Consider the following 26,756-nt stretch of genomic DNA (forward strand, 5'->3'; position numbering starts at 1 on the left):
GACGGTTCCTTACGCAAACAGGCGGTCGGTATTGATGAACCCTCGGGTGTTCTCGGGGCAGGCGCTGCGACAGGCGTCGTCGTCGGGAACGCGGGCGTCGCCGGCGTACGCCCGGTAGGCGATGAGCGTCACGGGCTTCGGCTCATAAGCCGGGTTGGCGTCGAGCGGATGGGGCGCCGTGGAAAACGCGGCGAGCGTGTTCATCTCGAAGCGCAGGTCGACGCTCGCCCCCGCCCTCGAATGGCCCGGCACCCAGGCGAGCGAACCGTCCTCGCCATAAGCGACCTTGCTGAAGAAGTTGACGTTGGCGACCAGATCGCGCGCGCCGAGGCCATGCTTCGCGAGTTCGAGCACGAGGCTGTCGCGCCCGTTGCGGATCATGTCGTTGCGCTGCGCCTGGTAGGTCGTCTTGCCGTAGCGGCGCTCGAACAGCTTCGCATCGCCGACACCGCCGACCGGGTCGTGCCAGCCCAGCGTGTCGTGCGTGATCGAGGCCATCACGCGGCCCATGTCCGAGTACAGCACGCAGCCGCGCGTCAGATGCGCGGTGTGCTGCGCCTTGAGCGTATCCGCCATGTTGTAGCGTTCGAGCGGATCTTCCCGGCGATAGAAGACGGCGGAGAGGTTGGCGCCGCCTTCGCTATCGACGAGGCGCAGCGCGAGGCCGCGGCGCAGCACGCCTGACCAGTGCGTACCGGCGGGTATGACGGTTTCCCACAGAACCTGGGACAAGGGCAAGGGAATGGGTTCGGCAACGCTTTGCGGCGACATGGCGGCTCCTGATATCGGGAATGACAAAAGCAGTGAGAGGGCGATACCGACGACATCGCGACCTCCCGGGCTTTTATCCCTCCGTGGAGCCTTACCGCCGCCTTCGATTCGCGCTACGAGGCAGGCAACAAGACCGGATGGCTCTCGGACCAGCCATCGCCGCGCTTTGCGGCGCGACGACCGGAACCCTAGCAATCCTAAGATGATGCAAATTGCTTCGCACCTCTCGATTCAGGATTAAGCGAATTGCGTGCCAGTCAAAACTGCGCCAACGCCGGGGAAAGAAGCACCACTTCGGACGGCTTCGCACCATCCTCATGCCTCGCGCGACACGGCAAGCTTCAGTTCGGTGCCCGCGTGCCCCGCGCAATATTGTCGACCTACACTGGCGACCCGGTCATTGCGCACACAACCATGAAGATCACCGCCCAGCCTTACGATTTTCCGCTCACCGGCCCGCTCACGATCGAGTCGGCCGCTCTCGTCATCATCGACATGCAACGGGACTTTTGCGATCCGCGCGGGTACATGGGCGCGCGCGGCGGCGATGTCGGCCCTGCCCGCGCCATCGTGCCGCGTATCCAGCGCGTGCGAGAGCGCGCGGCGGCGCTCGGCATGAAGATCGTGCATACGCGCGAGGGGCATCGCCCCGACCTCTCCGACCTTCCCGAAAGCAAGCGCCTGAAGACCGCGCGCGCGGGCGCTGAAATCGGCAGCCGCGGTCCGCTCGGCAGGCTACTGGTACGCGGGGAAGCGGGCTGGCAGATCATCGACGAACTCCAGCCGCGCGAAAACGAAGCGGTGATCGACAAGCCCGGCACCGGAGCCTTTCACGCGACGGATCTTCATCACGTGCTGACCGTATCGGGCATCTCGCGGCTGATCCTGACCGGTGTGACGACCGCCGTTTGCGTGACCAGCACGGCGCGCGAAGCGAGCGACCGCGGCTATGAGGTGCTCGTACTCGAAGACTGCTGCGCCGAGCCGTGCGCGAGCGACCATGACGACGCCGTGCGGCTGCTGCGCATCGAGGGAGGTTATCTCGCCGCCACCGCACGCTCGGACGATCTGCTTGCCGCGCTGGAGAAGTTTGCGCCGCGCGCATGAGCACGCGGGTCGCCGGTGCGCGGCTCAGGCTACCGTGCGCGTGAGCTGTTCGAGCATCTCGAGGTCGGTCTTCATGCCCGAGGTCTCGCGAATGCGCGCCAGAATTTCACGTTTGAGCGCGTTGAATTCCGGTGCGAGCTTCATCTCGGGATTGCGCACGGCGGGCAGCGGCACGTCGTAGATCGTGTCGATGCGCCCCGGCCTCGGCGCCATCAGCACGACGCGATGACCGAGGTAAATGGCCTCTTCCACGTCGTGCGTGACGAACACGACGGTGGACTTCTCCAGTCCATGCACATGCAGGATCAGATCGTGCATCACCTCGCGGGTTTGCGCGTCGAGCGCGCCGAACGGCTCGTCCATGAGCAGGATCGACGGCCGGCCCTGCAGCGCCCGCGCAATCGCCACACGCTGCTGCATGCCGCCGGAAAGCTGGTTCGGAAACGCGTCGGCGACGTGCGTGAGCCCCATCAAGCGCAGCAGCGCGTCCGCGCGCCCGCTCGCCACCTCGACCGCGCTCGAAGTCAGGTCGCGCCGGTTGGTCTTGAGACGCCGGGAAAACTGGATGTTCTGGCGAACCGTCAACCATGGGTACAGGCTGTAGTGCTGGAACACCATCGCGCGGTCCACGCCGGGCCCGTCGATCGCTTGCCCGTCGACGCGAACCGCGCCGTCGTCGATCGTTTCGAGCCCGCCGAGAATGCGCAGCAAGGTGGACTTGCCGCAACCCGAGGCCCCCACCAGCGTGATGAACTCGTTTGGCTGCACGTTGAGTTCGACGCCGGCGAGCGCGCGCACCTGGTCGCTGCCGCGCCCAAAGTACTTCGATACCCGTTCGATGGAGATTTTCGAGGAAGTATTGATCATCGCTTGGCCATCCATTTTCCAAAACACAGCCGGTGAACGAGCCGGAACACCTGGTCGATCATGAGCCCGATGAGGCCGATCAGCAGGATTCCGCCGAAAATGCGATCAGTCTGCAAATAGCGCTGGGCCTTCAGGATCGCATAGCCGAGTCCCGAGTTGGCCGCCACGAGCTCGGCGACCACGAGGTAAGTCCAGGCCCATCCCATGGTGATACGCAACGTGTCCACGATAGCCGGCCGCGACGACGGAAAGATCACGAGGCGGATCATTTCCTCGCGCGTCGCACCCATCGTTTGCGCGGCTTCGATCTGCGCGATCGGCACCGCGCGCACGTTCTCGGCGATCATCAGCACCATCTGGAAGAACGTGCCGATGAAGATGATCGCGATCTTCGATCCTTCGTCGATGCCGATCCATAGCATCACGAGCGGAATGAACGCGACGGCGGGCATGTAGCGGATAAAGTCGGTCAGCGGCTCGAGCAACGCCTGCACCGGGCGGAACGTGCCGATCAGCAGGCCGAGCGGCAGCGCGAACACGGCCGAGAGCGCCCAGCCGCCCACCACGCGGTAGATGCTGATGCAGATATCGTCCGCGAGGCCGTCGTCGGTCCACCAGCTCACGAGCCGATGGACGACGGCGCCGGGCCCCGGCATGAAGGTCGGATCGACGAGCCCCGAAAGCGACAAGGCCCACCACGCGAGGAGCGGCACGATCAGACCCGTCAAGGCGAATCCGATATAGGCGCGGCGGCTGATTTCGCCGCGTACGACCCACAGCGGCACAGGCCGGCTTTTGGCCGCGACGGGTGGGGCCAGCATTTCGCGCGCCGGCGCATGTTCAGTCGTCGACATGGTTGCTCCTTGAGTCAGTGATTCCAGCGGGTTCGGCAGCTTCAACCACCGGGGCGAGTTCGAAGGGCAACGTGTGCCCTTCGCGCCATGGATGCGTCGACAACGCAATGACAGGACGCATGCCAGGAGACGCCGCCACATGCCCCAGCGAAATTTCGAAATCGAGCAGTGCGCGGGCCTGCTCGAGCGAGACCGACGGGTCTCCGACGACCTGCGCCAGCGTGCGTCCGCGATGCTGCGCAAGCCATGCCGTCGCCGCCGGAGAACGTGCGCGCGCAAACATGAAAAAGCCGCCGGCGCGCGCGAGAAAGCACGTTGGCCGGTCATCGGGTACGTGCGCCGTCGATCCTCGCAGCGCGTCCGAGGGCGGCAACGCCGCCCACGTCGGGCCATCCGAAGCCGGCTCGCGCTCCCAGCGCTCGTGGTAATGGGCGTCGATGCCGTCTTCGAGCAGCACGTCGGGCGACTCGAAGCACATCATGCCCATATCGCGCGTGTCGGCCGGCGGGCTGAAGTCGATCTGGCGATGCCAGGTGCAAACCTCGGGTACGCCGGGTTCGATCGCGGTGAAGCCCGCAAAGCCCTGCTGCCGCGCCAGTTCCGTCAGCAGGTCGCGCGGCAATGCGTCGAGGCCGCTTACGCCCTCGAAACCGGAGCGGTCCGCGCTCACGCGCAGGTCCACGTGCACGCGCGCCGTTTGCAGCCAGAACACGCGCGTTGCACGGTCCTCGCGCCCCGCCGCGTCGCGCAACAGCGTGCGCCGCCACAGCCCGCGATAGCGCTGCGGAACACGCGCAGCCGCGGCGGGACGGTCGAGCCAGGCGCCTGGGTCGACGACGCTTGCGTCCGTCTGGTTCATCAGTTGGGTCATATCCGGTTCACTCGCGCCGCACGTCAGGACAGGTCCGAGAATTCCGCGCGCAACGCGGCGGCTACCCGTTCCGCGACTTCGCGCGCGAGCAACGCCCCCTTTACCGCGCTCGATCCGCGTGCCGACGACAGCACGCCCGAGAGCGGCACCCAGCCCGTGCGGGTCGGGTAGGTGTCGTAGGCGGGAAAGTCCGCGGGGCCATCGTCGGGGATCCTGTCGATCGAGACGAGGTTCGGGTGGTAGTGCAACATCATCGACGTTTCCATCACGGCCGCATGCTCGAGCGCGAAACCGGGAAAGCCTTCCGGAAACACCTTGGCGAGCGTGGGCGCGGTCAGGAAGTCCCAGTACTCCAGCCGCACGACACGCAGCGGCGGCGTGCGCGTGCCTTGCTGGGACAGGTCGCGCATCGCAAGCTCGATGCCTTCCGTGAGGAACCACTGGTTCTCGTAGTGGCCGTCGATCAACGCGAGCCGCCGTACGCCATGGCGCGCGAATTCGCGGATCACGTCGCGCGTCATCTGGCTCAGGTTGTTGCCGTCGAGACTCGTCGTGCCGCAGAAGTGCTGGCCGCCGCCGCATTTCGGCTGCGAGCGATAGCCGTAATTGAATGCGGGCGCAACGATCCCGCCAACTTCGCGCGCAACGTCGAGCGCCACCGCGCTCGAAAGGAGCGCATCGGTGCCGAGCGGCAGATGCGGACCATGCTGCTCCAGCGCGCCGCAGGGCAGCAGCACGATGGCCTCGTCGTCGAGGATGCGCTGGCGGTAGTCGACCCAGCTCAGATGCTGCATCAGATGAGAATTCATTGGGCGATCCTGTGATCGGGTAGCGCGTGCGTTGTAGTCGAAGGGGGCACGGCGCCGTCATGCGAGCCGTGCGCCGCTCGCCTGTCAGACCGCGGTGAGAAACGACACGCCCACCGCGCCGTAGAAGTCGTCTATTTGCTTGTGCGTGACATCCATCGACCCATAGTCGGCCGAGAGCAGGCGCGTCACGCGATGCCGGTGAAAGCCGCGCAGCAGTCGCGACATCGGAATGACCTGGCTGGCGTCGTCTCCATAGAGCTGTCGATGCGCGCGCGGCAGCCGGTACCACGGCTCGATGGGCCGGTCGTGATGCGCGTTGTGATACGAGAAGTTCAGCAACAGCAGATTGAGCGCCGGATAACGTACCGAAACGAGGTTCGAGTAGGTATTGCGCTGCTCGTAGGCGCGGTCGCGCACCTTGTCGTCGGGGATCGCGGCGTTGCCTTCGAGCACGGCGAATGCGTCATACGTGTGCTGATAGGCGTCCGCAAAGCGCAGGACGGTGAGGCAGACGAGCCACGCCAGCAGGTAAAGGAGCACGGCCTTCGGCGACACCCAGCCGAGCACGCCGAAAAGCGCGACGCGAACCATCGTGATCGCGACGACGCGCCGCCGCTGAGCGCGCTGGTCCGCGTGAAGGAAAGGCATGGCCATGACGTAGCCGTGCATCACGAGCTCGATCGCCGGCACATAGAGCCATTCGAGCAGCACGATGGCGCGCCGCACGCAGGCGGGCAGCTTCAGCAGGAACGCCTTCGCGTCGAACGTCACGATGTCCGCGCGATCCACGTGATGGCGCATATGCTTGTGGCGCAGCGCGCTGAACGGCGCATAGCAGGCGCCGGTCAGCCACGCCATGACCGTGCCCAGACGCGCGTTGGCTTCAGGCGTGCGGAAGATCGCCAGGTGGGCGGCGTCGTGCAGCAGATAAGCGCTGACGATCATCGCGTGCGCCAGCAGCACGACGCCAGCGGCCGCGACCCATGCGGCGTGCGAGCACAGCATCGCGACGCCGAGCGCGTAGCCGCCGACCGCGTAGGCGATGGCGGCGCTATTGGGCACCAGCGCGTCCCGATAACGGTAGATCGCGGCCATGGCGCTTACCTCGCGAGCTGATTGACGAACTGCGCGTCGATCGTCTTCTCGGTGGGCGGCAGCGCGCTGATCTGCCCTTTCTTGAGCAGAAGATTGCCGATCACCGCGCCGCTCGTGTAGTAGGACCGCGTGGTCGGCCCCTTCACGAAGCTCTGCGGCATTTCGGCGACGGGAATGTTGTACACGCCGGCCATTTGCGCCTTGACGTCCGCGGGCGTGACGCCGAGCACCTTCGCGATGATCTTGTCGGCGTCGTCGGGGTGGCTCTTCATGTAGGCGAGGCCGTCGGCGTAGGCCTGCAGAATGCCCTTCACTTCAGCCGGATGTGCGTCGATGAACGACTGGTCGAACACCAGCACGTCGGCGATCAGGCCCGGCGCATTGCGCGACGAATAGACCACATGGAACTTGCCTTTGCCCGAGTTGACGATCTGCGAGACATTCGGCTCGTAGGTCACGCCGACCGGCAGGCTGCCCGAAAGCATCGCACCCGGAATGCCTTCGGGCGTCATGTTCACCGAGTGAATGTCCTTGTCGCTCAGCCCGCTCGTTTGCAGCGCGTAGCTAAGCAGGAAGTCCGACGGCGAGAGCGGGTTGAAGGCGACCTTCTTGCCCTTGAAGTCCGCCACCGACTTGATGTCTCCCGAAGCGACGATCGCGTCCGCGCCCGCGGAAAAGTCGATGGGCATGACGACCTTTTCGGAGAGCCCCTTGGCGACCGAGCCGACGACCTGATCGTAGGTGAGCATCACGCCGTTGACCGAATGACTGGTCAGCGCGGCGGGCAGCAGGCCGGGATCGGTGAAGTACTGGAGCTTGACCGAGAGGCCGTACTTCTTGTAGAGATCGAGCGCTTCGGCGACGTAGAACGGCCCATAGCCGATCCAGACGACGGTGCCGATCTTGAGCGGCTCGGCTGCGTGGACTGCCGGCGAACCGAACAGTGCGGAAGCGACTAGAGTGCTGGCGACAGAGAGCGTGCGCAACGCTTTTTTCAATCCGGACGGCATACCTGAGGCTCCTGATCATGAAGGGAAAATGGACACGGGAGGCGCGCTGTCTTGCGCATCTCCCGGGCTTTTATCCCTCCGTGGAGCCCCCTGAAGCTGGAGCCGGAAAACTCTCGGACCAGTCATCCGCCTCGTGCATCCCGCGGACCGGAACCCTAGTTTTCCTGTCAATAGCTGAACTCAACGCTCATCCCGTGACGCCTTGTACTAAGCATGAAGCTTGCCAGCTCGTCGAAAACCCTTGCGCACGGGGTTTGTGCGTGAAAAGCCGCTCATCGGCCTCGCACGCCGCGTATGCACGATCGCGCGTCGCCGCCCAATTGCGGTGCAGCATGCGCTCTTGATGGGGCAACGCACGCGCCAGTGGTGACCACGACGCGCGACCCACGCAAGTGCTGGTCGCCAAAAAAAGGCCGACCTAGAATCGCCCGCATCGCAACCTCAAATCTCCCGTTGATGATGCAACCAGCCGAATCGTTCGACCCGGCGCGCGACAGCGCCATGACGTGCCTCGTGACGGGCGCGGGAAGCGGCATCGGCCGCGCGATCGCGCTCGCGTTCGCACGCGAGCGCGCCCACGTGATCGTCAACGACCTGCCCTCCAGCGCCGCGCTATACGAACTGCGCGAAGACATCGAAGCGCTGGGCGCGCGATGCACGATTGCAGCGGGAGACGTGGCCGACCCTGAGTGCGTGCGCCAGCTATTCGCAGGCATCGAATGGCTCGACGTGCTTGTCAACAATGCTGGCATCCTGCAGGAGTCGCCGGTGACCGAGATCACCGATGCCGCGTGGGACAGGATGATCAAGGTGCATCTTTACGGTGCGTTCCATTTCTCGCGCGAAGCCGCGCGTTTGATGAAGCAGCAGCGTCACGGAGCCATCGTCAATATCGCGTCCGACCTCGGCCAGCTCGGCTGCGAGAACCTCAGCCATTACAGCGCCGCGAAAGGCGGCATCATCGCGTTCACCAAAAGCCTCGCGCGCGAGCTTGCGCCGCATGGCGCGCGCGTGAACGCGGTCGCGCCCGGCGGCGTGCTCACACCGATGGTCGAAGCGCTCGGCGATCGCTATGTCGAGGCGGAAGCCGCACGTTACCCGCTCAAGCGGCTGGGAACGCCTGACGAGATCGCCGAGGTCGTGCGGTTCCTGAGCTCGGACGCAGCCAGCTTCATGACGGGACAGATTGTCGGCGTGAACGGCGGCGGCGTGATGAACGGTTGAGCGCGGCCGCAGCATGACGGCCCGCTCGCAACCCACACGGACAGGAGAACACGGCATGGCAATACTCGTGACGGGCGGCTGCGGCTTTCTCGGCAGCACGCTGATGCAGACGATCGCGGAACGCGGACGCGTCGCGGTCAGCTACGACCGCCGCACAGCCGCGACTGACACGGCGAGCGGCATCCACTATGTGCAAGGCGATCTGAACGATCTGCCCCATCTGCTGGAGACGATCAACCGCTTCGGGATCGAGGCGATCATTCATGCGGCGGCGATCTCGCATCCGTTCTTTTCACGCGAGATTCCCTATCAAACGGTTGTGACCAACGCGCTAGGGACAACGAACGTTTTCGAAGCGGCGCGTCTGACGTCGGTGCACCGTGTCGTGAACTTCAGCTCCGAATGCGTCTACGGCAACAACGACCATCTCGAAGCGACACAGGAAGACGCGCCGCTCGATCCCACGACGCCATACGGCGCCACGAAGGTTTTCACGGAGAAGCTGGCCGCGGTCTATAGCCGCCTCTACGGCATGCGGATCGTGTCGTTGCGGCCCGGCTGGATCTATGGGCCCGGGCAATTCATGCAGTGCTACCTGCACACGCTGCTGCGCAACGCGATTGACGGCCGGCCGACGCGCGAGCCGGCCGGCGCCGACTACCGCTTTCAGTACGTCCACGTCACGGACGTCGCGAGGGCAAGCCTGCTGGCGCTCGCCGCGCCCCATGCCGCGGGCCGCGCAATCAACATCACGGGCGGCGACCAGCGCACCTACGCCGAGGTGGTCGCTCTGGTGCGCAAGCGCTTTCCCGCTGCCGAAATCGAAATCGGTCCTGGCACCATCGACGTGCTCGATCGTAATGCGCCTTTCGATCTCTCGCTCGCGAAACGCGAACTCGCGTATGTGCCGCAGGTTAGCCTGGAGGACGGGATCGACTCGTACGCGCGGTGGTTATCTACGCACGCCTACTAACGCGCGCTCGGCGCGGGATCGAATCCCGGAGTCGTCATACGACGCTTGCCGCTCGCCATCGCCAGTTTCTCTACGTCCTGATGGCATCGCGTTTCGTCGTACTCGATCCGCGCAGGCACGGCGTTGTCGCGATGACGCGTTCGCACCGCGATGACCGGCCAGAACCGCGCCGATTTGAGCAGATCGCGCTTGCTTAGCCGGACGCCTTCGCGAAGAAGTTTGGGTGCTGTTTTCTACAAATTTCGGTTACCTAAGCATTTCTTGTCGACATGCAGGCAAAAGCAAAAACCACGCGCCGGACAAAACAACAAGCGTGGAAAAAGTGCAAAATACCGGCCATGGACCCGACGACGATACGTCACGCAACACAGCCGATAGTCTACGCGAGCACATCGCAGGGCCAACGCCTGCCCGTCATAGACATCACCCATCCACGCTTCGCCCTGCCCGCCGATTCCAGCGCAATTTCGGCGCTCTTCGCATCATACGAAGCCAACGAACGCCGTCGGGCGAGGGTCCCTGCGTTCATCAATCGCATGGTGCTCGCATTCGTTTCCCGGCGCGCTCCGCTGCTCCGCTCAGTCGCGAACCCCAAGGCCAGCTTTCTGGACGGCCTGAGCACCTATCTGCTAAAACTCGGCCCACAGAATCTGCCACCGCCCTTCAATGGCGATATTGATCGCAAGTTCGCGGCATCCCCCCATGTCGTGGCGATGCGATTGCGGCTACAGCAGGTCGCCTGCCTGCTGGCGCAGTCGTTAATATCGGATCTCGACGTTGCCGGCACGGTGCCCCTGCATCTGGTCAACATCGGCGGGGGCACGGCGATCGATTCGCTCAATACCCTGATTCTGCTGAACCGGATGCGGCCGGGGGGGCTGAAGGCGCGACGCATCACGATCAGCGTCCTGGACATGGACCGCGACGGTCCGCAGTTCGGCGCCGATGCCTTGCGGGCGCTGTGTGCGCAAGGTGCTGCGCTTGATGGGCTCGACGTAACGTTCGCCCACTACGTGTACAACTGGAACGAGCCATGGCGTCTTGCCGGAATCCTTCGGAATGCGACGATGTCCGGAGCCATCGTCGCCGCTTCTTCGGAAGGCGGCCTGTTCGAATACGGTACGGACGAGGCCATTCTCGCGAACCTGCGCGCGCTGTACCAGTCCGCTCACGGCCAAAGAATCGTGGTCGCCGGCTCCGTAACGCGCGACGACGAGACCAGACGCCGATCTATTTCCGCGCATCGTTTTGCGCTCGTGCCGCGTGGTCGCGCGGAGTTCGCGGCGCTTGCGTCACGCACGGGTTTCGTGGTCGAGCACGTGGAAACCACGCCGCTTAGCGATCAGGTTCTGCTGGTTCCGGTCGCCACCCATGACTCACTGCGATCACAGTAAGCTGGCAGAGCTGCACAGCCAGGCAGGCATCGTCATCGATCGCCCTCCCCACAGCGCATGATAGGTGTCGGTCTGCCGGCCCCTGCAGGCCTCTCACACATGAAGAGTCACAAGAAGCTAGGCGAATTCCGCAGCGATCCGGTCACGCGCCGTTCGGTAGTCCGGACTCTGCATGCCGCACCTCAACGCGAGACGTGCGAGATCGCGTTGCCATTGTGCCTCGAAAGGTCGGTGGCCGAGCGGCTCCTGGGCATCCGCTAGCGTCCCGGCCCGCGCGGAACCGTCGTGCTCGTCGACCGGCAGGGAAGCACTGTCCGGGTTCGCATCCGCGTTCCTTAGCCATTGAATACTCGCGGGATCGCGCACCTGCAGTGCAAGCCGCTCTTCCCAGAGAATCAGTTTTGCCAGTTTCACATAACTGTTCGACAGGCATTCGGTAGCTGGAGTGCCGCTCCGCGCCTGCATCCAGGTGGTGAAATTCGCCGCGGGCATGGGGCGGGAGATTGCGTATCCCTGCACTGCGTCGGCGCCAAGAATTTGCAGCGCCGGCAGAAGGGCGGCATCTTCAACGCCTTCCGCGACTACCGACATTCCGAGGGAATGACCGAGGCGGGTCAATTGATAGACGAAACGCAGCGGATCCAGGGCACCACGGTTCGCAAACCCAACGATCGAGCGGTCGATCTTGACGAAGTCGAATGGAAGCTCATTGAGCCTTGCGAGACTGCTGTGTCCCGAGCCGAGGTCGTCCTCTGCCAGCAGGACGCCCATATCCTTGAACTTGCCGAACTCGTCGCGTGTCCCGGCGCCAGTTGGCACGCGCTCGGTCTCCAGAACCTCGAGCGTCAGGTGCCGGGCGGCGCACGAGAATTCCTCCAGCGCGTCCTGTGTCGCCTGAAAATAGCGCTTGTCCTGCAGCGCCTCCGTAGGGAGGTTGACGCTCAATCCTATGTCAAAGCCCGCTTGCAGCCAGCGATTTCGCTGGCCGAGCGCTTGCTTGAGCCCGCGGACATAGAGGGTGAAATAGTCGTCGGCGGACAGTACGCCCAGAAATTCGCCCGGCGTGACGAGCCGGTCGCCATCGCGCAGCCGCGCCAATACCTCGACCTTGTTGATCGAACCGCTCGCCAGATCCATGATGGGCTGATAGTACATCTCGAGCCCATCCGAACGCATCAGCGCGATCCACCTTTGCCGGATGCCGAACGGAACCGTGCGGGCAGCCCCTTCCGCTGCCTGGATTCGCGCAATCGCAAAGCCCAGCACGGTTTGGAGCAGGTCAACGAAAAGACACTGACCAGCGCCGCTATACCCTCCTGGAAACGGGCTATAGAGGGACAGTATCGCCAGCGGATCGTGTCCTGGATCGCGAATCGGTATGGAAACACTGGATCGAAAACCCTCGCGACGCGCTGCGTCACGCCATATTGCGGCACAAGGATCCGTCTGGAAGTTCAGCACGCGCTCAGGCTTGCCACTCCGCCATCCACGTCCTGCCGGACCTTGACCTGTCACATCCTCGCGAATCGAAATTGAGTAATTCGATTGCTCGCCCGCAGCGAGATACCGGGCCATTCGCTCACCCGATACCGCCTCAAACCGGAGAATGCCCATGTGATCCGGCCGGCCGATGGCACATGCCGCCACTTCCTCCAGTGAACCCAGAATCCCGACGAGTCGCCGGATAAGTTCGGAGTAACTCTGTGCCGCCCAAGCCAACTGAGTCACCTCGAGTACGACGCGTTGACGTGCCTCCTGAAGTTCCTCGTATGCTTCCAGTTGACACGCGAGGTCCCGGTTCAGCCGACGCGACAAAACGGACAGCGCTTCGCGGCAGATCGATCCGTCGATGCAATCCTGAAGCGCGCCGAAGAGAACGCCACGGCTGCGGACCAGTTCCTGCCGGCTGAGTCCGACAATGGCGTGCGTGCGCCCTACCCTGATCGCCCTGTCGTAGTGTGCTTCGTAGGTCAATTCAGGACTGGCGAGCAGTTTCAGATTTTCGATCTGCTGCATATGTAGCCGGTTGAGCTCGCTTTCCGGCAGCATGTCCAGCAGTCGCCTTGCGACGTCGAGGCGCCCAAGCCGGCTGTAAAAGAGCGCGATAACGTCAGGAATGCGCTGCTCGAGCACATTGTGGACAGCGCCGATCAGGCTACGAGCGCGCGGACCATAAAGATCGGAAAATCCAGTGTCGGTTGCATGATCCGGCTCGCGCGAGATCGCGGGAGCGTGGTTATTTGGTGCATGTAGTTCGTTCATGGGCCGTTTGCCGCGCCGTTCGTTTTCGTGTTCAAGTTTTCCTGGCAGGCATCACCGCCTCGGACCTGGCATTCGCATTCAGTCTGGTGGAAAGCGCCTATGGGTGGCTTGACATCGGTCAAATGCCGGAATCGGCGATGCGATACGCCCCGTACTCGGCGACGCCGCTGCATGCTTTCACGCGCAGATGCTGCGCGTCACATCCATATGGGACGTTGTCCTGTGCCTGATGCGGAATGGTCCGATATCAACACCAATGCACGTTAGAACACTGGCGCATGGCTGGATAGAGTGGCCCCAGCGGACATCCATGACGGGACCCAAATTTGATGCGAATCACATACCTATTTTCGAAAGGTTACGGTACGAGATCATCCCAATTATGCTTTTTTAAAACAAGAACGGACGCCTTACATGAGATGGATATCGTGGTTGTCCGCTGACCAGAGAATTCGATTTGGAGTCAGGTCAGCTTCAACCGGGAAAACGAATTAAAACGGCGTTCCAGGGTGGTTGCCATGCGGGTTCTATCGAGGTTCAAGGCGTCAACGATCCGTCGCTGGCTGTTAGCGGTCGGCGCCGCAGCGGTTGATCCGGCGGGCGTCCTGGTCTGCGCGGTCCTGCTGTGGCTCGGCACGGCAGGTCTGTGCATCGCGATGCTTCTGGTGTCACGGGAAGACGCCTATCACCAGGCCATCCAGGTTGGCCGGAACCTCACGCTCGTGCTCGAGCGCGATATTGTGCGCAGCGTCGAATTGTATGACCTTTCCCTTCGTGCCGTAGCCGAAGGCGCGGCCAACCCGAGCGTCATGTCACTGCCGAAGGAATTGCGCAATCAGGTTCTCTTCGAACGTCCCACGACGGCAAGGTACCTCGGCCCCATCACCGTGTACGGACCCGATGGCACGGTGCAGGCGTGCTCCATCGAAACGTCCATACGCCGAACCCACCGTCCGGACGTACGATGGTTCATCACTCAGGCCGAAAAAACCGACGCAGGCTTGTACGTCAGCGCGCCCTACGCTTCCCGGACCGCCGGAGGAAAAATAGTCCTGGCACTTGGCCGGCAAATTACCAGTCCCGACGGCAAGTTCGCCGGGGTCGTAGTGGGAAGACTGAGCATCGACTATTTCCGCGAGTTGCTTGATGGCCTGTCCGTGGGCAAGCAGGGCGGAATGGCCGTGATCGAGACAAACGGGATCTTGCTCACCCGGCTTCCCTACAACCGGAATGACGTGGGCAAGGACTTCAGTCACTCGCCGGTGTTCGTACGGTTCATGAAAGACGGGGCAGGCTCCTTTGTCGGCACGGCCACCATCGACGGTGTGCGCCGACTATATGTCTACAGGCACATTCACGGCCTGCCGTTTGTGGTCGGTGTTGCACCGGCACTGAGTGAGGTCTACGCAGGCTGGCGCTGGCGCGCTTCGTGGGTCGCATTGCTGATGGCACTTTTCACGGTGGCCCTCGCTGCGGGCGCATGGTCGCTCATGAGCGAACTACGACGCCGTCAAGTGGCCCGAGCCCAACTGCAGAGAATGGCGCGTCGCGATGCGCTGACGGGACTGGAAAACCGTGGAACCTTCGATGAGGTATCGCGCCGCGAATTTCTTCGGGCAAAACGAAACGGCACGCCGCTGTCGCTGCTGTTCATCGACATCGACAATTTCAAGGCATACAACGACCACTACGGCCACCAGGCCGGCGACTATGTCATCAAGCGCGTCGCCAGCCGGATTGCATCGCGCGTATTCCGCCCTGGCGATCACGTGGCGCGATACGGTGGAGAAGAGTTCGTGGTGGTTTTACCGGAAACCGATGCGGGGAGTGCCGTCTTGATCGCCGAGGAAATCCGCCTGGCGATTTACGAACTCGATATCAAGCACGTCAAGAGCCAGTATGGCAGGGTCACCATCAGCATCGGGGCCGCTTCGTCGGGAGAGCCCGACACAGTCGACGAAGCCGCCTTGATCAAGGCCGCGGACATGGCCACATATGATGCAAAGTCGACCGGAAGAAACCGCGTTTGCTGGCACACGGCATCAAACGGACTCAATGCCGATGAGCACATTAAAAACACGGAGCCGGGAGACCAAGCTCATCCATGAAAACGTCTGTCATCCGAAAGGATTCCGGCATCCCGCTTGGTCACTGGAATGACGCTGTGTGACACGGGCCGCTCCCGGCCCGCGCATTCAACGTTTCGCTTCATAGGGCCGCTGCGAAAAAGCGTGCCAACTTACACCATCAGATGGCTGCTGCGACTCAAATGAAGTCGCACGGCTATCCGATCGCTCGCGACTGATACACATCAATCATTGCCGTGATTTCAGTGTGAAACTGAAACCGCTTTGCAAACGGCCATTCTGGAGTGATCCGACGGCCGGGTTCCACACGATTTACCGACGACCCCGCAGCGCTGTTCAAGGTTCTGGAGGAAATTTATGTATGGACACACTACAGAATATGCGCATCTTTACGCTGGTTGCAGAGCAGCGCAGCTTCACTGCAACCGCACGCGCGCTTAATCTGACAACCGGCGCCATTTCTCGAGCTGTCTCAGAACTGGAAAGCCGTTTGTCCATTCGACTGTTCAATCGCTCGACGCGTGTCGTGACGTTGACCCCATCGGGCGAACGTTACCGGCACCACGCGCTGCGCATCCTCGCTGCCATGGACGAAGCGGAACGCGAAGCCAGGAATTCGCAGGAGCTGGCGGCTGGCGAACTGCGCGTGACAATGTCTGAGGAAATCTCGCACCTTCGTATATTTGAAGGAATCCGAAAATATCGAAATCGGCACCCTGCCGTATCGATCGCCCTGACCCTGACCAATGGCATTCCGGATCTATATCGGGGAGAAGCGGACATCGCGCTCATCAACGCAACGAGCCTGCCCGACTCCGAGCAAGTTGCGCGCCACCTCACGACAACATTCAACGTACTTTGTGCTGCTCCAGGCTATCTAAAAGGAAAGCGCCTGCCATTGCGCCCTGACGATCTCGCGAACCATGAATGCCTGGCGCTTGACATGGTCGGCTGTCATTCTCGCGAGTGGACCCTCGATGACGGAAACGAGCGCTTTCAAATGCGCGCGAGCAGCATGTTACAAACGAACTGCGCGTCCATATTGCTGAACGCAACACTGAATGGCATGGGCATCGGTGCACTGCCACTTTCCACCGCCGTGCAAGGGTTGCAGCGCGGCGAACTGATACACGTCTTGCCCGGCTACAGGGTCAACGTCACGAACGTCTACGCGATGCTTGCGTCACGCCGTTTCATAGACGCCAAGGTGCGAACGTGGCTGGAATTCATGGTGACGTATTTGCGCACAGTCGTGGAAGCCGATAAAACCGCGCTTGCCCAGAACGCGTCTCCCGAGCAAGTCGGACTTTGCGCATGAGGTCAGATGGTCTACGGGTGCTCTGCGAAGCGATCTCACATGTGGGCATGAGTCACGCCAGTCCGATCTGGTCATCCCCTAATACCCCATCGTATTCGGCTATAGAACGCTTTTTCAGCTTGCCGCTTATCTGATCGAAGCTGTATCGCAGGAAAAAGCGAACTGCCGCGCCGAGAGTAAAAATCATGGCGAATATCATCGAAAATGACGCATGGCAATACACGCTTGCCATGCTGGCGCAGACACCGCCTGCCGAGCTCGTGAACGCAAGGGCGCTGGCTGCACCCTGCCGACATCAGGCTCGACGTTCTCATGGAAGCCGGCCGCCCCGGCAGTCGAGCGCGGCGCATATGGAAATCGTGGAACGGCATTCGGAATCGCTATTGTCGGTCTGCTGGTGCGATGCGACGTCGGGGCGTTACGGCGCGCAGTTATGGAAGTTGACGAAAGCGCGTTGCCGCGCGGTGTGCGCGTTGAGCGGCGCCCCGATCCGACGGGGAGATGCCGTGTACCGTCCGTGGGTCAGGGGTCATGCCCCCGCCAATGCGGACTGGGTCGTGCTTGCTTCAATGGTATGCGTGAGCGAGCCTGCCTGAAGCAGTGCCCGGCACGGGGCATGGGGCACTGTAGTCTGGCCGCAGCGACCAGTGCGGGCGCGCCTGTGCAATAAGAATCATTGTCTATGCCCGCCCAGGCGGCCGCCTGATGCATGTCAGTCGGCCGCTCGCAGCGGAGAGCGCTGCGATCCATCCTGACGTTCAAGCTTCAAGGTGGAAAAGCGGACGGTCGCCGAAAGCGCTTCTGTGGAATGCCCGTGCGGCTTCCACCTGGCTATCGCCTCACCAGCGCGAGTCTCGATTGCCTTTCCAGGCAGCGGTCACGACTGGTAAACAGTCGCGCTGAACCCGGCGACTCACCGCAACAAATACTGATTCGGATAATCACCGGCGATCCCACGATCGCTGCGCAACTGTTTTTCATCCGCATATCAGTGCCCACGCGATGACGCGCCGTTGTGAAGTTCGCGCCTGCACGCAACCGATGCGACTCCCCGTGCAGTCTCAATCACTACTGCCGGCGTCAGTTGCTGCTTCACCACTCACGAATTTGCCGCTGCCAGCACATTCGGCAGGACTCGCTACTGCCGATCCTGGTGCAAAGCGACCCTTCCCGGCGGCATATGGCCAACACCATCGGCAATGCGCTCGATCAGTGGGCCATTATCGTAGTGGGACAGCACACCCGCGCCCGCCGAACGCACCAGGGAGAGGCATGGTGCGAAGTGTTGTCGCAGCGTCAACTGGCCGGTGAGAATTTTTGACATGGATCCAATTGCAGCCCTCGATCACCTCATACCGTATAAGCATGCAGCATATATGCATATATAAAAGGGCGTTGAACCGCCCGTATGAATGCGAACGGGGAAGCAGTTGAGGTCGGAATCATATAAGTCGCGAAATGGCGCCGCGCTGTTGAAAGCGCATGCGGTTCCTGCAGGACAGGTGTTTGCGATGGCACGCCGGGTCTGCTCGGCGGCGGCGAGAGCCTTAGCGACTCCCGGAGGAGTGGTCCTTTGCAGTGCCATGCTGTGGCTGGGCACTGCCGGAATCGGCGTGGCCATGCTGCTGGCATCGCGCGCCGACGCTTATGATCGCGCAGTTCAGAATGCCAGCAACCTCACACTGGTGCTCGAGCGGGACATACAGCGCAGCATCGAACTCTACGATCTTTCTCTCCGGGCTGTCGCTGAGGGAGCAGCAGATCCAGGCGTGATGTCCCTTCCGCCAAGGCTGCGTCAGCAGGTTCTGTTCGACAGGGCTGCCACCGCACGTTATCTCGGGCCAATCTCGGTCCTCGGGCCCAACGGGGAACTCCTCGTTCGATCGGACGACGCGCAGGCAAGCGAACGGACCGACCGGAATTCGCTCGCGGTTCCTTCGAGCTTGACCGATGCAGGACTCCACATCAGCCGCCCTTATCTCTCTGCGTCGGCTCATAACACTTCGGTAATCGCGCTTAGCCGCCGGGTCACGCGCGCGGACGGCACATCGGCGGGAACCGTGGTTGGCCGGCTCAACATTGACTATTTTCGCGATCTCCTTGACGGCTTGTCCCTGGGTCCCGGCGGCACCGTCGCAGTCTTCGAGACGGATGGCACGCTGATCACCAGACTTCCGTATGATCCTGCCATGATCGGCAGAAGCCTCACGCACACGTCGGTGTACAAACAGGCCATGCTCGGGTCGCGAGGCGCCTTCGTGGGCACCGCCAGTACGGATGGAGTCCGCCGCCTCTACGTCTACAGGCACCTTCCAGGATTGCCAATCGTTGTCGACGTCGCGCCCACGACGGATGAGATCTTCGCCGACTGGTGGGCACGCACGAGGTGGTTTGCTGCCCTCATGCTCGTGTTCACCGCGATCAAGGCCACGGGAATCCGGTTGCTCGTCAGGGAATTGCGCCGACGCCAGCGCGCCGAAAGTGAACTGAAGCGAATGGCACAGCACGACGCGCTGACCGGTCTGGACAATCGCGGCACGCTCGACACGGTCACGGCGTCCGAGTGGCGGCGGGGTAAGCGCAACGGTCAGCCGCTTTCGCTTCTCTTTATCGACATCGACAACTTCAAGGCCTACAACGACTACTACGGGCATCAGGCTGGCGACGAAACACTGAAGGCCGTGGCGACCTGCATATTGGCTTCCGTCACGAGACCGGGAGACCATGTGGCGCGTTACGGCGGAGAAGAATTTGTCGTGGTCCTGCCGGAAACCGGTAGCGCCAGCGCGCTGTCAATCGCGGAAAAAGTGCGCCGCGCAATTCATGAATTGCACATTGAACACGTTATGAGCATTTTTGGCTTCGTGACCGCGAGTATCGGAGTTTCGACCACCGGCGTTCCTGGCATCACGGACGTCTGCACCTTGGTGAAAGCGGCAGACGACGCGGTGTACAAAGCCAAAGGGCTTGGCCGCAACAAGGTGTGCGCCGCCGCGACTGGCGACCCGGTGCCCGTCCCGGGTGACGCGAGCCGCCCCGCGGATCAACCCGTGGCCGAAGCATGCGATGACGCGCACACGAATACGGCGACCTCCGCCAGAACGGTGCCGTCCACGCCAGCAGAAGGCGCCGGCCAACGATGATGGGTCAGGATCAATTAAAAGGAATGAGCAGGCGACCCGTTACGCTCGTGTATCGATAGCTATCGCCGCCGCCGGTGAAACCGGCGGCGTGATTATTCGTCGTTTCCAGAGCCACCTCAACTCACTCGCCGTTCCATCGGTGGATCCGTCGTTGACTACGATGACCTGCAGCGGACCACCGTATTCCTGCTTTGCGATGCTTTCGATTGTCTGTGCAATACAGGCTTCTTCGTTGTACGCCGCTACCAGTATGGTCAAACCGGGCAACTGGTCGCCGACGCTACAAAACGGCGGCCGCCGATCCATCAAAAGACTTGCCATCAGGAAGGCATTCATGCCTCCAGGCAGAATCGCTATGCCGAACAGGATCAGATTTGCCGCGACTGCCCCAAGCAATACAGTCATCTCATGAAGCCATGGATGAGCAAGATAGAACGACAGACAGCTCCAAAAGACAGCGAAGATGAGCGCCAGCGTAAATCCGTTCCGAGATCCGCTCGTCGAGCACGTCGTCCAGCACGGCCTGCGCGTCGCGCTCCCACGGATGGCCGTAACCCGCGCCGCCCGCCGCGATGCGGCACACCGCGTCGCCGCGTATCAAGGCGGTGACCGAACCCGGCATGCTCGGCAGCAGCTTCGACGCGCCGTCACGCGAAAGCACGTTCAGCGAGGGCGAGCCGTCGAGCCCGTCGATAAAGTCCTCTTAGCGGTATTCGCCGTCCCGCATCGCGCGAATCGCCTGGCGCGTCACGCGGTCCGCGTAGTCGTGCAGCGCATCGACGAGTCGCGCGAAACCGTCCGCGCCGTACTTTTCGAACCGTTGCGTGAGTTCCCGCCAGCCAGCGCGCAAACGGGCGGGTCGTCACGGTCGCGGTCAACTCGTTCACGTTCCGGCAGCCGGTCTTCATCGGCGATCTGCTGAGCTTCTATGCGCGGATCGTCCGCGAGGGCAATCCGTCCGTCACCGTGAACGTCGAAGTGTTCGCGCAGCGGATGGGGCTCAACGAGGTGATCGTGAAAGTCACGGAAGCCACGCTGACGTTCGTCGCGACGGGTGCGGACCGCGCGCCGCGCAAGCTCCCCGAAGTCAACGACGAGAGCTAGCGCATACGAAACGGAAGCCGCAACCGGAAAGACGCCCCAATCAGCTCGCTCCCGGCAATTTCATTCGCACCTTGACCCACTGGAACGGTGGATTCCCACCACACCGGCTGTCGAACTGCCTCCCGCGTCACTGCGCGTCCGACTGCGCCTTGAGAATCGCCTGGGCACGATTCCTGACATCCAGCTTCAGGTACAGATTCTTCAGGTGGAACTTCACCGTATTCTCGGACAGAAACAGTTTCTCCGAGATCTCGCGGTTGGACACGCCGCTGCAAAGCAGCCGCAGAATTTCGTGCTCGCGCTGCGACAGCAGGCTCGACCATGCGGCTTTCTGCACGCTCGCCGGCGCATGCGGCGCCGCGCCCGGCCCGGTCGCTGGCTCGAGCAGCGCCACCAGCTCGCCGCCTTCGTCGAGCAGCGCGCGCATGCAGCCGCCCGCCCGTGCGGCGTCCTGCGCACCTTGCAACGTGCGCAGCGCGAGCCGCGTGTGCCCTTGCCGATGCTGCACCAGCGCGTGTAATACCTGCAGCTTGACCGACAGCAGCGGCCGCACCGGCACGATGCCCAACGCCGACTTCAGCAACGCGGACGCCCGGTCGAGCCGATGCTGCAGCAAGGCAAGACGAATGCGCCCAAGCAACGGGCCGCTCAGCATCTCCGTCACCTGAATCCATCCCGGATCGGGCGGCGCCGCGTCGTTCGCCACCTGCGACAGCAACGCGTCGATGCGCGTCGTCTCGCCGTTGCGTCCTGCCAGATACAGCCGCTCCCACGCAATCATCTCGCGTACGACCGGCCATCGATTCTGAAAGCTCAGGCGCTCGAGCGTGTCGAGCACGTCGCGCGCCTGAATCATCCGGCCGCGCGCAACATGAACGCGCGCGATCGACACCATCGACAGCGCAATGAACTCCGGCACCGCCGCCAGCGCGATGTCTTCCTCGAACTGCGCGGCGAGCCGCTCCACGGTGTCGAGCCGGTCGGCCTCGTAGCAGGCCCAGATGCGCGACGCGGCCAGCGCCGCAGCCGACATGCCGCGGTTCACGTACGGACTGCCGGCGTCGCGCCGCGTGCCGCGGGTCGCGTGCGGTGCATCGACGGCCAGCCGCGGCTGCGCGCCGACCACTTGCAGGATGCAGCGCAGCGCAAGCGTGTAGCCGTGGCTGAAGGCCGCCTGCGCGTGGTCGTTGTGGCTGTTCGCGAGCACGAGCAGGTGGTGGGCCTGCTCCTCGTCCCACGCCGCCATCGCGCTGAACGCGAGCAGGTTGGCCGCCGCGCCTAGCTCGAACGCCTCGAACAGTCCGGATGCGGGCTGATGCAGCGCGGGCACGTCGGCGAGCCGCCTGGCGTCGCGCAGATCGTTCTTGAACAGCATCGCCATCGCGAGCACGACATCGGCATCGTGCCCGTCGCGCGTATCGGCGAGATACGACAGCAGCGGATGCGTCGGCCCGCCGCGCCGCAGGAACACCAGCGCCCATGCGATCTTCACCGCGAGGCTCCGGCAGCCGAGCACCTGCTGCAACGGCAGCCGGTCGAACCAGTACGCGACCGTCACCAGCTCGGCGCTTTCGACGAGCCGCGACGCCCAGTCGTCCAGCGTCGTGATCGCGAGTGCGTGTTCGCGGGCCTCGACCGCATGAAACATCGCCTCTTCGGGGACGCCGTGGCGCACATACCAGTGCGCGGCGCGGCGATGCACGTCGATCACGCACTCCGCATCGGCACGCGCCAGCCGCTCGGACAGGAATCGCGCGAACAGGCCGTGATAGCGATACCACCCCGGGCTCCCGTCGAGCGCCTCGACGAACAGTCCGTCCCGCTCGAGCTGCTGCAGCACCGCGTCCGCGCGCGCGAACCCCGTCACTTCCTCGCAGAGCGCCCCGTTGAGGCGCCGCAGTTGCGAGGTCTTCAACAGGAACGTCTGCACGTCGGGCGGCTGCAGCGCCAGCGTGTTCTCCGACAGGTATCGGACCAGTTCGAGCGGCGTGCAGTCGCGCATCTCGTCGAGCGCGTGCGGGATCTCGTCGCGCGCGAGCGCCAGCTTGAACAGTTGCAGGCCCGCCGGCCAGCCCTCGGTGCGCGACTGAATGAACGCCTCCGTCTCGGCGTCGATCGTGTCGGCGGCGTCGGCGAGGAACACGGCTGCTTCGGCCGACGAGAAACGCAGGTCCTCCATGCGCAGCACGAGCGCCTCCTCGGCGACCTGCAGCACGCTCACGCCGACGTCAGGCAGATTGCGCGACCCGATATAGACGCGGCAGCGCCCGGGCAGCGCATCCAGCAGATCGCGGAAGAAATGCAGGATCGCCGGTTCGTGGATCCACTGGAAATCGTCGATGCAGATTCCGATCGGCCCGTCGATCCGCGCGATCTGGTCGAGCACCCAGTCGAGCATGTTGTCGGTCGTGCGAGCCGACTGCCCGATCGCGACAACGCCGGCCTCCGCGACCATCTGCGCGATCAGCGAGATGAAATAGGCTTCGAAGCGGCGCGGATCGTTGTCGTTCTCGTCGAGCGCCAGCCACCCCATCGTCCAGCGCTTCGCGCGCCCGGCCTCCATGATCTGCTGCAGCAACGTCGATTTCCCGCTGCCGAGCGGCGCCTGCAGGATCACGATATGCGGAACGCCGAGCCCCGTCACGCGGTCGAGCAGCGCGCGCCGGACGATCGCGCCGCGACGGGCGACGGGCGGGAAGAACTTGTGTTCGCGCAGGTCCGCGCCGTAACGGCGCGGCCTGCGTGGCGCCGCGTTTCGGGAAGCAGTCACGATCGTTCGGTTCGCGTGGAAGACAAGGCATCGTGCCTCAATCGCAAGGTCGCTTCAAGCATCGCCGGGCGCGCCCTGGTCCGCGTTCGCGCCCGGCAGCGGCGGCGTCCAGCCGCCGACGCGCGAAAATGCCGAAAACGCCGCGAACGGATTGCAGCAGAACGGACGCAGGCAGCCCGCGTCGTACTGCGCTACATCCTCGCCGCTATCGGGCGTCGGCGCGCCCGGCGGGAACCCCGCCGTCATCGCGGCACCTTGCCGGCGAACGCGACGTACGCGTCGAGTGCGGCCGGATTTGCCATCGCATCGCGACTCGCCGCCTGCTCGAGCGAGCGGCCCATCAGAATCTTGCGCACCGGCACTTCCATCTTTTTGCCCGTGAGCGTGTACGGAATCTGCTCCATTTCGACCATCACGTCCGGCACGTGGCGCGGACTGCACAGCGTACGCAGCCGCTCGGCGATGCGCGCGCGCAATGCGTCGTCGAGCTTCACGCCGTCGCGCAAACGCAGGAACAGCGGCATGAAAAACCCGCCGCCAGGCAGCTCGCAGCAGACGACCAGACTGTCGGCCACGGCCTCGACCTCCTCGACGACACGATAGATCTCCGCCGAGCCGATCCGCACGCCATAGCGGTTCAGCGTCGAGTCCGCGCGGCCATAGATGTAGCAGCCGCCGTGCGGCGTCAGGCGCATGAAGTCGCCGTGCCGCCAGACACCGGGGAAATGTTCGAAGTAGGACTCGCGGTAGCGCACGCCGCCTTCGTCGTTCCAGAAGAAGATCGGCATCGACGGCACCGGTTGCGTGACGACCAGCTCGCCGACCTCGTCGATGACGGGCTCGCCCGCATCGTTCCAGACGTCGACCGCCATGCCCAGCATGCACGCCTGGATCTCGCCAGCATGGACGGGCAGCAGCGGCACCGCGCCGACAAGCCCGCTGCACAGCTCGGTGCCGCCCGATTGCGACGTGACCCAAAGATCGGCCTTCACGCAGCGATAAAACCACGCGAACGTCTCCGGCGTGCTCGGCGCACCGCTCAGCAGCACGCTCCTCAACCGCGACAGGTCGAACTGCCGGCCGGGCTCGATGCCGGCCTTCTCCATCATCTGCACGAAAGTCGGGCTGCCGCCGAAGCAGGTCGCGCCCGCGTCGGCCGCGAGCTTCCACAGGCATTCGGGGCCGCCGTGCATCGGGCTGCCGTCGTAGAGCACCGCCGACGCCCCGGTCAGCAGCGCCGCGACAAGCAGATTCCACATCATCCAGCCGGTCGTGCTGTAGAAGAACATCACGTCGCCGGCGTGCAGATCCATATGCAGATCCATCAGCTTCAGATGCTCGATCAGCACGCCAATGTGACTATGCACGATCGCCTTCGGCAGACCCGTCGTCCCCGACGAGAACACGATCCACAGCGGATGATCGGCGCCCACGCGCTCGAAGCGAAACGCTTCGGCGGGTATTTCGGGGCCGGACATCAGCGTGTCCCACGCATAAACGGGGCACGGCAGCGGCGGCACATCGGCGGGCAACCCGTCGACGATGTTCGGCAGCCAGACGAGCGCCTGTAGCGACGGGAGCGCCTGCGCGATCTGGAACACCTCGTTCTTGCGCTCGAAGCGCTTGCCGCCGAACGTATAGCCGTCGGCTGCGATCAGCACTTTCGGTGCGATTTGCTGGAAGCGATCGACGACGGTGCGCACGCCGAAGTCGATCGCGGCCGACGACCATACCGCACCGATGCTGGTGGCGGCGAGCATCGCGACCGCGCACTCGGGCACGTTCGGCAGATACGCGACGACGCGGTCGCCCGGTCGCACGCCGAGTTCGCGCAAGCGCGTCGCTAAGCGTCGCACCTGGCTCGCGAGATCGACCATCGTCAGGGTTCGAAGCGGCCGCGTTTCGCTCGCGGACTGGAACGCCGCAAGCGTGGGGTCCGCGTGCGCCGCGTTACGCAGCACGTGCTCGGCGTAGTTCACGCGGGCGTCGGGAAACCAGCGCGTATGCGGCATCGGCGCGCCGTCGGTCACGCGCAACGCCGAGCCGTCGTGCTGCACGTCATGCCACGTCCAGATCGACGACCAGAACGCGTCGGGCTCGCGGACCGACCAGTGCCACAGCGCTTCGTAGTTCTCGAACACGAGATCGCGGTCTCGCGCGAGCCAGTCCATGTAACGCGCGAGATTGGAGTTCCGTGTGAACGTTTCGTCCGGTTTCCACAGCAGTTCGCCTTCGTTTACCACTTCAGCCTCCTTTCACGCAATGTGGCGAGCCGTTCGAGAACCGTCTCCGGACGAGCCCCAGGGGGAATGTCGCCAACGTCGAACGTATTCTGTCCGGCAGGCGTCGACAGTTCGTCTCGCTGCCAGAACGCCTCCGGCACGACGAGCCCGGCCGGCCCCCGGCCGCACGCGGAGGGTGCAATCGCGAAGTCCGGTTCGAGACCCTCCGGAAATTCGGCTGCCGCTGGCAACCGGATGCCCCAATCCCAGCCATAGTGCCGCGCGACATTCACCACCGGCTGATAGAGTTCGAGCCACGACGCGGCGTCCCCGGCGTTCCATGCATGCGATTCGCGCAGCAGCAAGACATCGACGCCGGCTGTCGCGTAGAGCCGCAGGAAATCCGCGATGCTGGACGCGGCCGCATCGGCGGCGTCTTCGTCGACTTCGATATCGGGCGCGCCCCCCGCGAGCGCGAGCGCCTCGGCGGCCCAGTCGCGCGGGGACGGCAGCGCCAGCGCGAAGATCGCGTCGGGCAACGCGGCGCGCAGCGCGAGCGCGAGCGCAGCCGCGTGCTCACGCAGCGCCGTGCTCGCGAGGCACGCCTTCAGCGGCAGATGCGCACGCCGGGTCTTCTCCGCCATCGCTGCTCCGAGCGCCGGGTCGGCCGCCAGCCAGGCGGCCGCAACGTCGGCAAGCGGCAGCGTGAGAACGTCGGACCCCAGCAGGCCGTGCGCCTGGCGCGTCCACGCCACACATCTGGCACTGTCGAGCCAAGGCGGGCCGCCGCCAGTCAGAAGCGGCGCGCTGTAGCTGTCGTGGTCGAGCCAGAGCAGCCGGCGAGTGCGATTTGCTTCGATCAATCGCGCCATGAT

Annotated in this window: 25 protein-coding genes, 1 pseudogene and 2 riboswitches; of the genes and pseudogenes, 9 read left to right on the forward strand and 17 right to left on the reverse strand. The window is 63.7% G+C overall.

What is annotated here, in order from left to right:
• Nucleotides 1–9: 9 nt before the first annotated feature.
• Entirely contained in the window at nucleotides 10–771 is a 762-nt protein-coding gene (locus BLU17_RS15280) for an urea amidolyase associated protein UAAP1 (protein ID WP_091997844.1), read from the reverse strand.
• A 60-nt stretch (nucleotides 772–831) separates the two neighbouring features.
• Nucleotides 832–974: riboswitch (guanidine-I (ykkC/yxkD leader) on the reverse strand.
• Between the two features lie 211 nt (nucleotides 975–1,185).
• Here BLU17_RS15280 and BLU17_RS15285 point away from each other — a divergent pair.
• The gene (locus tag BLU17_RS15285; RefSeq protein WP_091997846.1) at nucleotides 1,186–1,878 is read left to right on the forward strand and encodes a cysteine hydrolase family protein; all 693 of its coding nucleotides are present in this window, start codon (nucleotides 1,186–1,188) and stop codon (nucleotides 1,876–1,878) included.
• A 24-nt stretch (nucleotides 1,879–1,902) separates the two neighbouring features.
• On the opposite strand, the gene BLU17_RS15290 is transcribed toward BLU17_RS15285, so the two are convergent.
• From BLU17_RS15290 to BLU17_RS15315, 6 genes are all read right to left on the reverse strand, one after another.
• Nucleotides 1,903–2,745: an ABC transporter ATP-binding protein gene (locus BLU17_RS15290; protein ID WP_091997848.1), complete on the reverse strand. Its 843-nt coding sequence runs from the start codon at nucleotides 2,743–2,745 to the stop codon at nucleotides 1,903–1,905.
• Complete coding sequence (locus tag BLU17_RS15295; protein WP_091997849.1) at nucleotides 2,742–3,599, reverse strand: ABC transporter permease; 858 nt, start codon at nucleotides 3,597–3,599, stop codon at nucleotides 2,742–2,744. Before BLU17_RS15295 ends, BLU17_RS15290 begins: the two co-directional genes overlap by 4 nt.
• Nucleotides 3,586–4,470, reverse strand: a complete 885-nt coding sequence (locus BLU17_RS15300) for a hypothetical protein (protein WP_091997851.1) — start codon at nucleotides 4,468–4,470, stop codon at nucleotides 3,586–3,588. The genes BLU17_RS15295 and BLU17_RS15300 overlap by 14 nt, the downstream gene beginning before the upstream one ends.
• A 23-nt stretch (nucleotides 4,471–4,493) precedes the next feature.
• On the reverse strand, nucleotides 4,494–5,279 hold the full coding sequence (locus BLU17_RS15305) for a creatininase (protein WP_091997853.1): 786 nt from the start codon (nucleotides 5,277–5,279) through the stop codon (nucleotides 4,494–4,496).
• An 84-nt stretch (nucleotides 5,280–5,363) separates the two neighbouring features.
• Nucleotides 5,364–6,374 carry a fatty acid desaturase family protein gene (locus BLU17_RS15310; RefSeq protein WP_091997855.1) on the reverse strand — a complete coding sequence of 337 codons (1,011 nt, stop codon included), beginning with the start codon at nucleotides 6,372–6,374 and terminating at the stop codon, nucleotides 5,364–5,366.
• 5 nt (nucleotides 6,375–6,379) lie between these two features.
• Complete coding sequence (locus tag BLU17_RS15315) at nucleotides 6,380–7,384, reverse strand: ABC transporter substrate-binding protein (RefSeq protein ID WP_091997857.1); 1,005 nt, start codon at nucleotides 7,382–7,384, stop codon at nucleotides 6,380–6,382.
• Nucleotides 7,385–7,441: 57 nt separating this feature from the next.
• A riboswitch (guanidine-I (ykkC/yxkD leader) is annotated at nucleotides 7,442–7,554 on the reverse strand.
• A gap of 286 nt (nucleotides 7,555–7,840) precedes the next feature.
• Between BLU17_RS15315 and BLU17_RS15320 the strand changes: the two genes are divergently transcribed.
• The 3 genes from BLU17_RS15320 to BLU17_RS15330 all read left to right on the forward strand — a co-directional run bounded on the left by BLU17_RS15320 (nucleotide 7,841) and on the right by BLU17_RS15330 (nucleotide 10,975).
• Nucleotides 7,841–8,608, forward strand: coding sequence for an SDR family NAD(P)-dependent oxidoreductase (locus BLU17_RS15320; protein WP_218137015.1), 768 nt, complete (start codon nucleotides 7,841–7,843; stop codon nucleotides 8,606–8,608).
• A 55-nt stretch (nucleotides 8,609–8,663) separates the two neighbouring features.
• Nucleotides 8,664–9,581 carry an NAD-dependent epimerase/dehydratase family protein gene (locus tag BLU17_RS15325; protein ID WP_176929107.1) on the forward strand — a complete coding sequence of 306 codons (918 nt, stop codon included), beginning with the start codon at nucleotides 8,664–8,666 and terminating at the stop codon, nucleotides 9,579–9,581.
• A 269-nt stretch (nucleotides 9,582–9,850) separates the two neighbouring features.
• Nucleotides 9,851–10,975, forward strand: a complete 1,125-nt coding sequence (locus BLU17_RS15330; protein ID WP_143189261.1) for a hypothetical protein — start codon at nucleotides 9,851–9,853, stop codon at nucleotides 10,973–10,975.
• A 117-nt stretch (nucleotides 10,976–11,092) separates the two neighbouring features.
• On the opposite strand, the gene BLU17_RS15335 is transcribed toward BLU17_RS15330, so the two are convergent.
• A complete protein-coding gene (locus tag BLU17_RS15335) occupies nucleotides 11,093–13,237 on the reverse strand; it encodes an EAL domain-containing protein (RefSeq protein WP_091997863.1) in 2,145 nt (714 codons plus the stop codon).
• 518 nt (nucleotides 13,238–13,755) lie between these two features.
• Here BLU17_RS15335 and BLU17_RS15340 point away from each other — a divergent pair.
• Nucleotides 13,756–15,345 carry a sensor domain-containing diguanylate cyclase gene (locus tag BLU17_RS15340; protein ID WP_091997865.1) on the forward strand — a complete coding sequence of 530 codons (1,590 nt, stop codon included), beginning with the start codon at nucleotides 13,756–13,758 and terminating at the stop codon, nucleotides 15,343–15,345.
• Between the two features lie 340 nt (nucleotides 15,346–15,685).
• Nucleotides 15,686–16,642, forward strand: a complete 957-nt coding sequence (locus tag BLU17_RS15345; protein WP_091997867.1) for a LysR family transcriptional regulator — start codon at nucleotides 15,686–15,688, stop codon at nucleotides 16,640–16,642.
• A 52-nt stretch (nucleotides 16,643–16,694) separates the two neighbouring features.
• Here the strand turns inward: BLU17_RS15345 and BLU17_RS34255 are convergent, their stop codons facing one another.
• Complete coding sequence (locus BLU17_RS34255; protein WP_281247827.1) at nucleotides 16,695–16,829, reverse strand: hypothetical protein; 135 nt, start codon at nucleotides 16,827–16,829, stop codon at nucleotides 16,695–16,697.
• Between the two features lie 43 nt (nucleotides 16,830–16,872).
• Here BLU17_RS34255 and BLU17_RS34545 point away from each other — a divergent pair, with 43 nt between their 5' ends.
• Nucleotides 16,873–17,238 (forward strand): DUF3331 domain-containing protein, encoded by a 366-nt coding sequence (locus BLU17_RS34545; RefSeq protein ID WP_425434094.1) that lies wholly within the window; start codon nucleotides 16,873–16,875, stop codon nucleotides 17,236–17,238.
• A gap of 542 nt (nucleotides 17,239–17,780) precedes the next feature.
• Here the strand turns inward: BLU17_RS34545 and BLU17_RS32395 are convergent.
• On the reverse strand, nucleotides 17,781–17,966 hold the full coding sequence (locus BLU17_RS32395) for a hypothetical protein (protein WP_143189262.1): 186 nt from the start codon (nucleotides 17,964–17,966) through the stop codon (nucleotides 17,781–17,783).
• A 187-nt stretch (nucleotides 17,967–18,153) separates the two neighbouring features.
• On the opposite strand from BLU17_RS32395, the gene BLU17_RS15355 reads away from it, so the two are divergent.
• On the forward strand, nucleotides 18,154–19,785 hold the full coding sequence (locus BLU17_RS15355) for a GGDEF domain-containing protein (RefSeq protein ID WP_091997871.1): 1,632 nt from the start codon (nucleotides 18,154–18,156) through the stop codon (nucleotides 19,783–19,785).
• Between the two features lie 39 nt (nucleotides 19,786–19,824).
• On the opposite strand, the gene BLU17_RS15360 is transcribed toward BLU17_RS15355, so the two are convergent.
• Genes BLU17_RS15360 through BLU17_RS32400 form a run of 3 tightly spaced genes read right to left on the reverse strand, consistent with a single transcriptional unit; the run spans nucleotide 19,825 to nucleotide 20,635 of the window.
• Nucleotides 19,825–20,190 (reverse strand): glycosyltransferase, encoded by a 366-nt coding sequence (locus BLU17_RS15360; protein WP_218137016.1) that lies wholly within the window; start codon nucleotides 20,188–20,190, stop codon nucleotides 19,825–19,827.
• Between the two features lies 1 nt (nucleotide 20,191).
• The gene (locus tag BLU17_RS33510) at nucleotides 20,192–20,446 is read right to left on the reverse strand and encodes a hypothetical protein (protein ID WP_218137017.1); all 255 of its coding nucleotides are present in this window, start codon (nucleotides 20,444–20,446) and stop codon (nucleotides 20,192–20,194) included.
• Between the two features lie 42 nt (nucleotides 20,447–20,488).
• Nucleotides 20,489–20,635, reverse strand: coding sequence for a hydantoinase B/oxoprolinase family protein (locus tag BLU17_RS32400; protein WP_143189263.1), 147 nt, complete (start codon nucleotides 20,633–20,635; stop codon nucleotides 20,489–20,491).
• Between BLU17_RS32400 and BLU17_RS15370 the strand changes: the two are divergent.
• Nucleotides 20,614–20,889 (forward strand): annotated as a pseudogene (locus BLU17_RS15370) (acyl-CoA thioesterase); the annotation flags it as partial. The gene BLU17_RS32400 and the pseudogene BLU17_RS15370 sit on opposite strands and share 22 nt — an antisense overlap.
• A 127-nt stretch (nucleotides 20,890–21,016) precedes the next feature.
• Here BLU17_RS15370 and BLU17_RS15375 read toward each other — a convergent pair.
• From BLU17_RS15375 to BLU17_RS15390, 4 genes are read right to left on the reverse strand one after another with little or no spacing between them, the layout of a single operon-like run.
• The gene (locus BLU17_RS15375; protein WP_091997876.1) at nucleotides 21,017–23,659 is read right to left on the reverse strand and encodes a winged helix-turn-helix domain-containing protein; all 2,643 of its coding nucleotides are present in this window, start codon (nucleotides 23,657–23,659) and stop codon (nucleotides 21,017–21,019) included.
• 54 nt (nucleotides 23,660–23,713) lie between these two features.
• Nucleotides 23,714–23,905 carry a hypothetical protein gene (locus BLU17_RS15380; RefSeq protein ID WP_091997878.1) on the reverse strand — a complete coding sequence of 64 codons (192 nt, stop codon included), beginning with the start codon at nucleotides 23,903–23,905 and terminating at the stop codon, nucleotides 23,714–23,716.
• Nucleotides 23,902–25,902 carry an acetoacetate--CoA ligase gene (locus tag BLU17_RS15385; protein WP_091997880.1) on the reverse strand — a complete coding sequence of 667 codons (2,001 nt, stop codon included), beginning with the start codon at nucleotides 25,900–25,902 and terminating at the stop codon, nucleotides 23,902–23,904. Before BLU17_RS15385 ends, BLU17_RS15380 begins: the two co-directional genes overlap by 4 nt.
• Complete coding sequence (locus BLU17_RS15390) at nucleotides 25,896–26,753, reverse strand: hypothetical protein (RefSeq protein WP_091997883.1); 858 nt, start codon at nucleotides 26,751–26,753, stop codon at nucleotides 25,896–25,898. The genes BLU17_RS15385 and BLU17_RS15390 overlap by 7 nt, the downstream gene beginning before the upstream one ends.
• Nucleotides 26,754–26,756 lie beyond the last annotated feature (3 nt).

Origin of the sequence: Paraburkholderia lycopersici (genome assembly GCF_900096975.1) — a bacterium.
In the GTDB taxonomy this organism is placed as follows: Bacteria; Pseudomonadota; Gammaproteobacteria; order Burkholderiales; family Burkholderiaceae; genus Paraburkholderia; species Paraburkholderia lycopersici.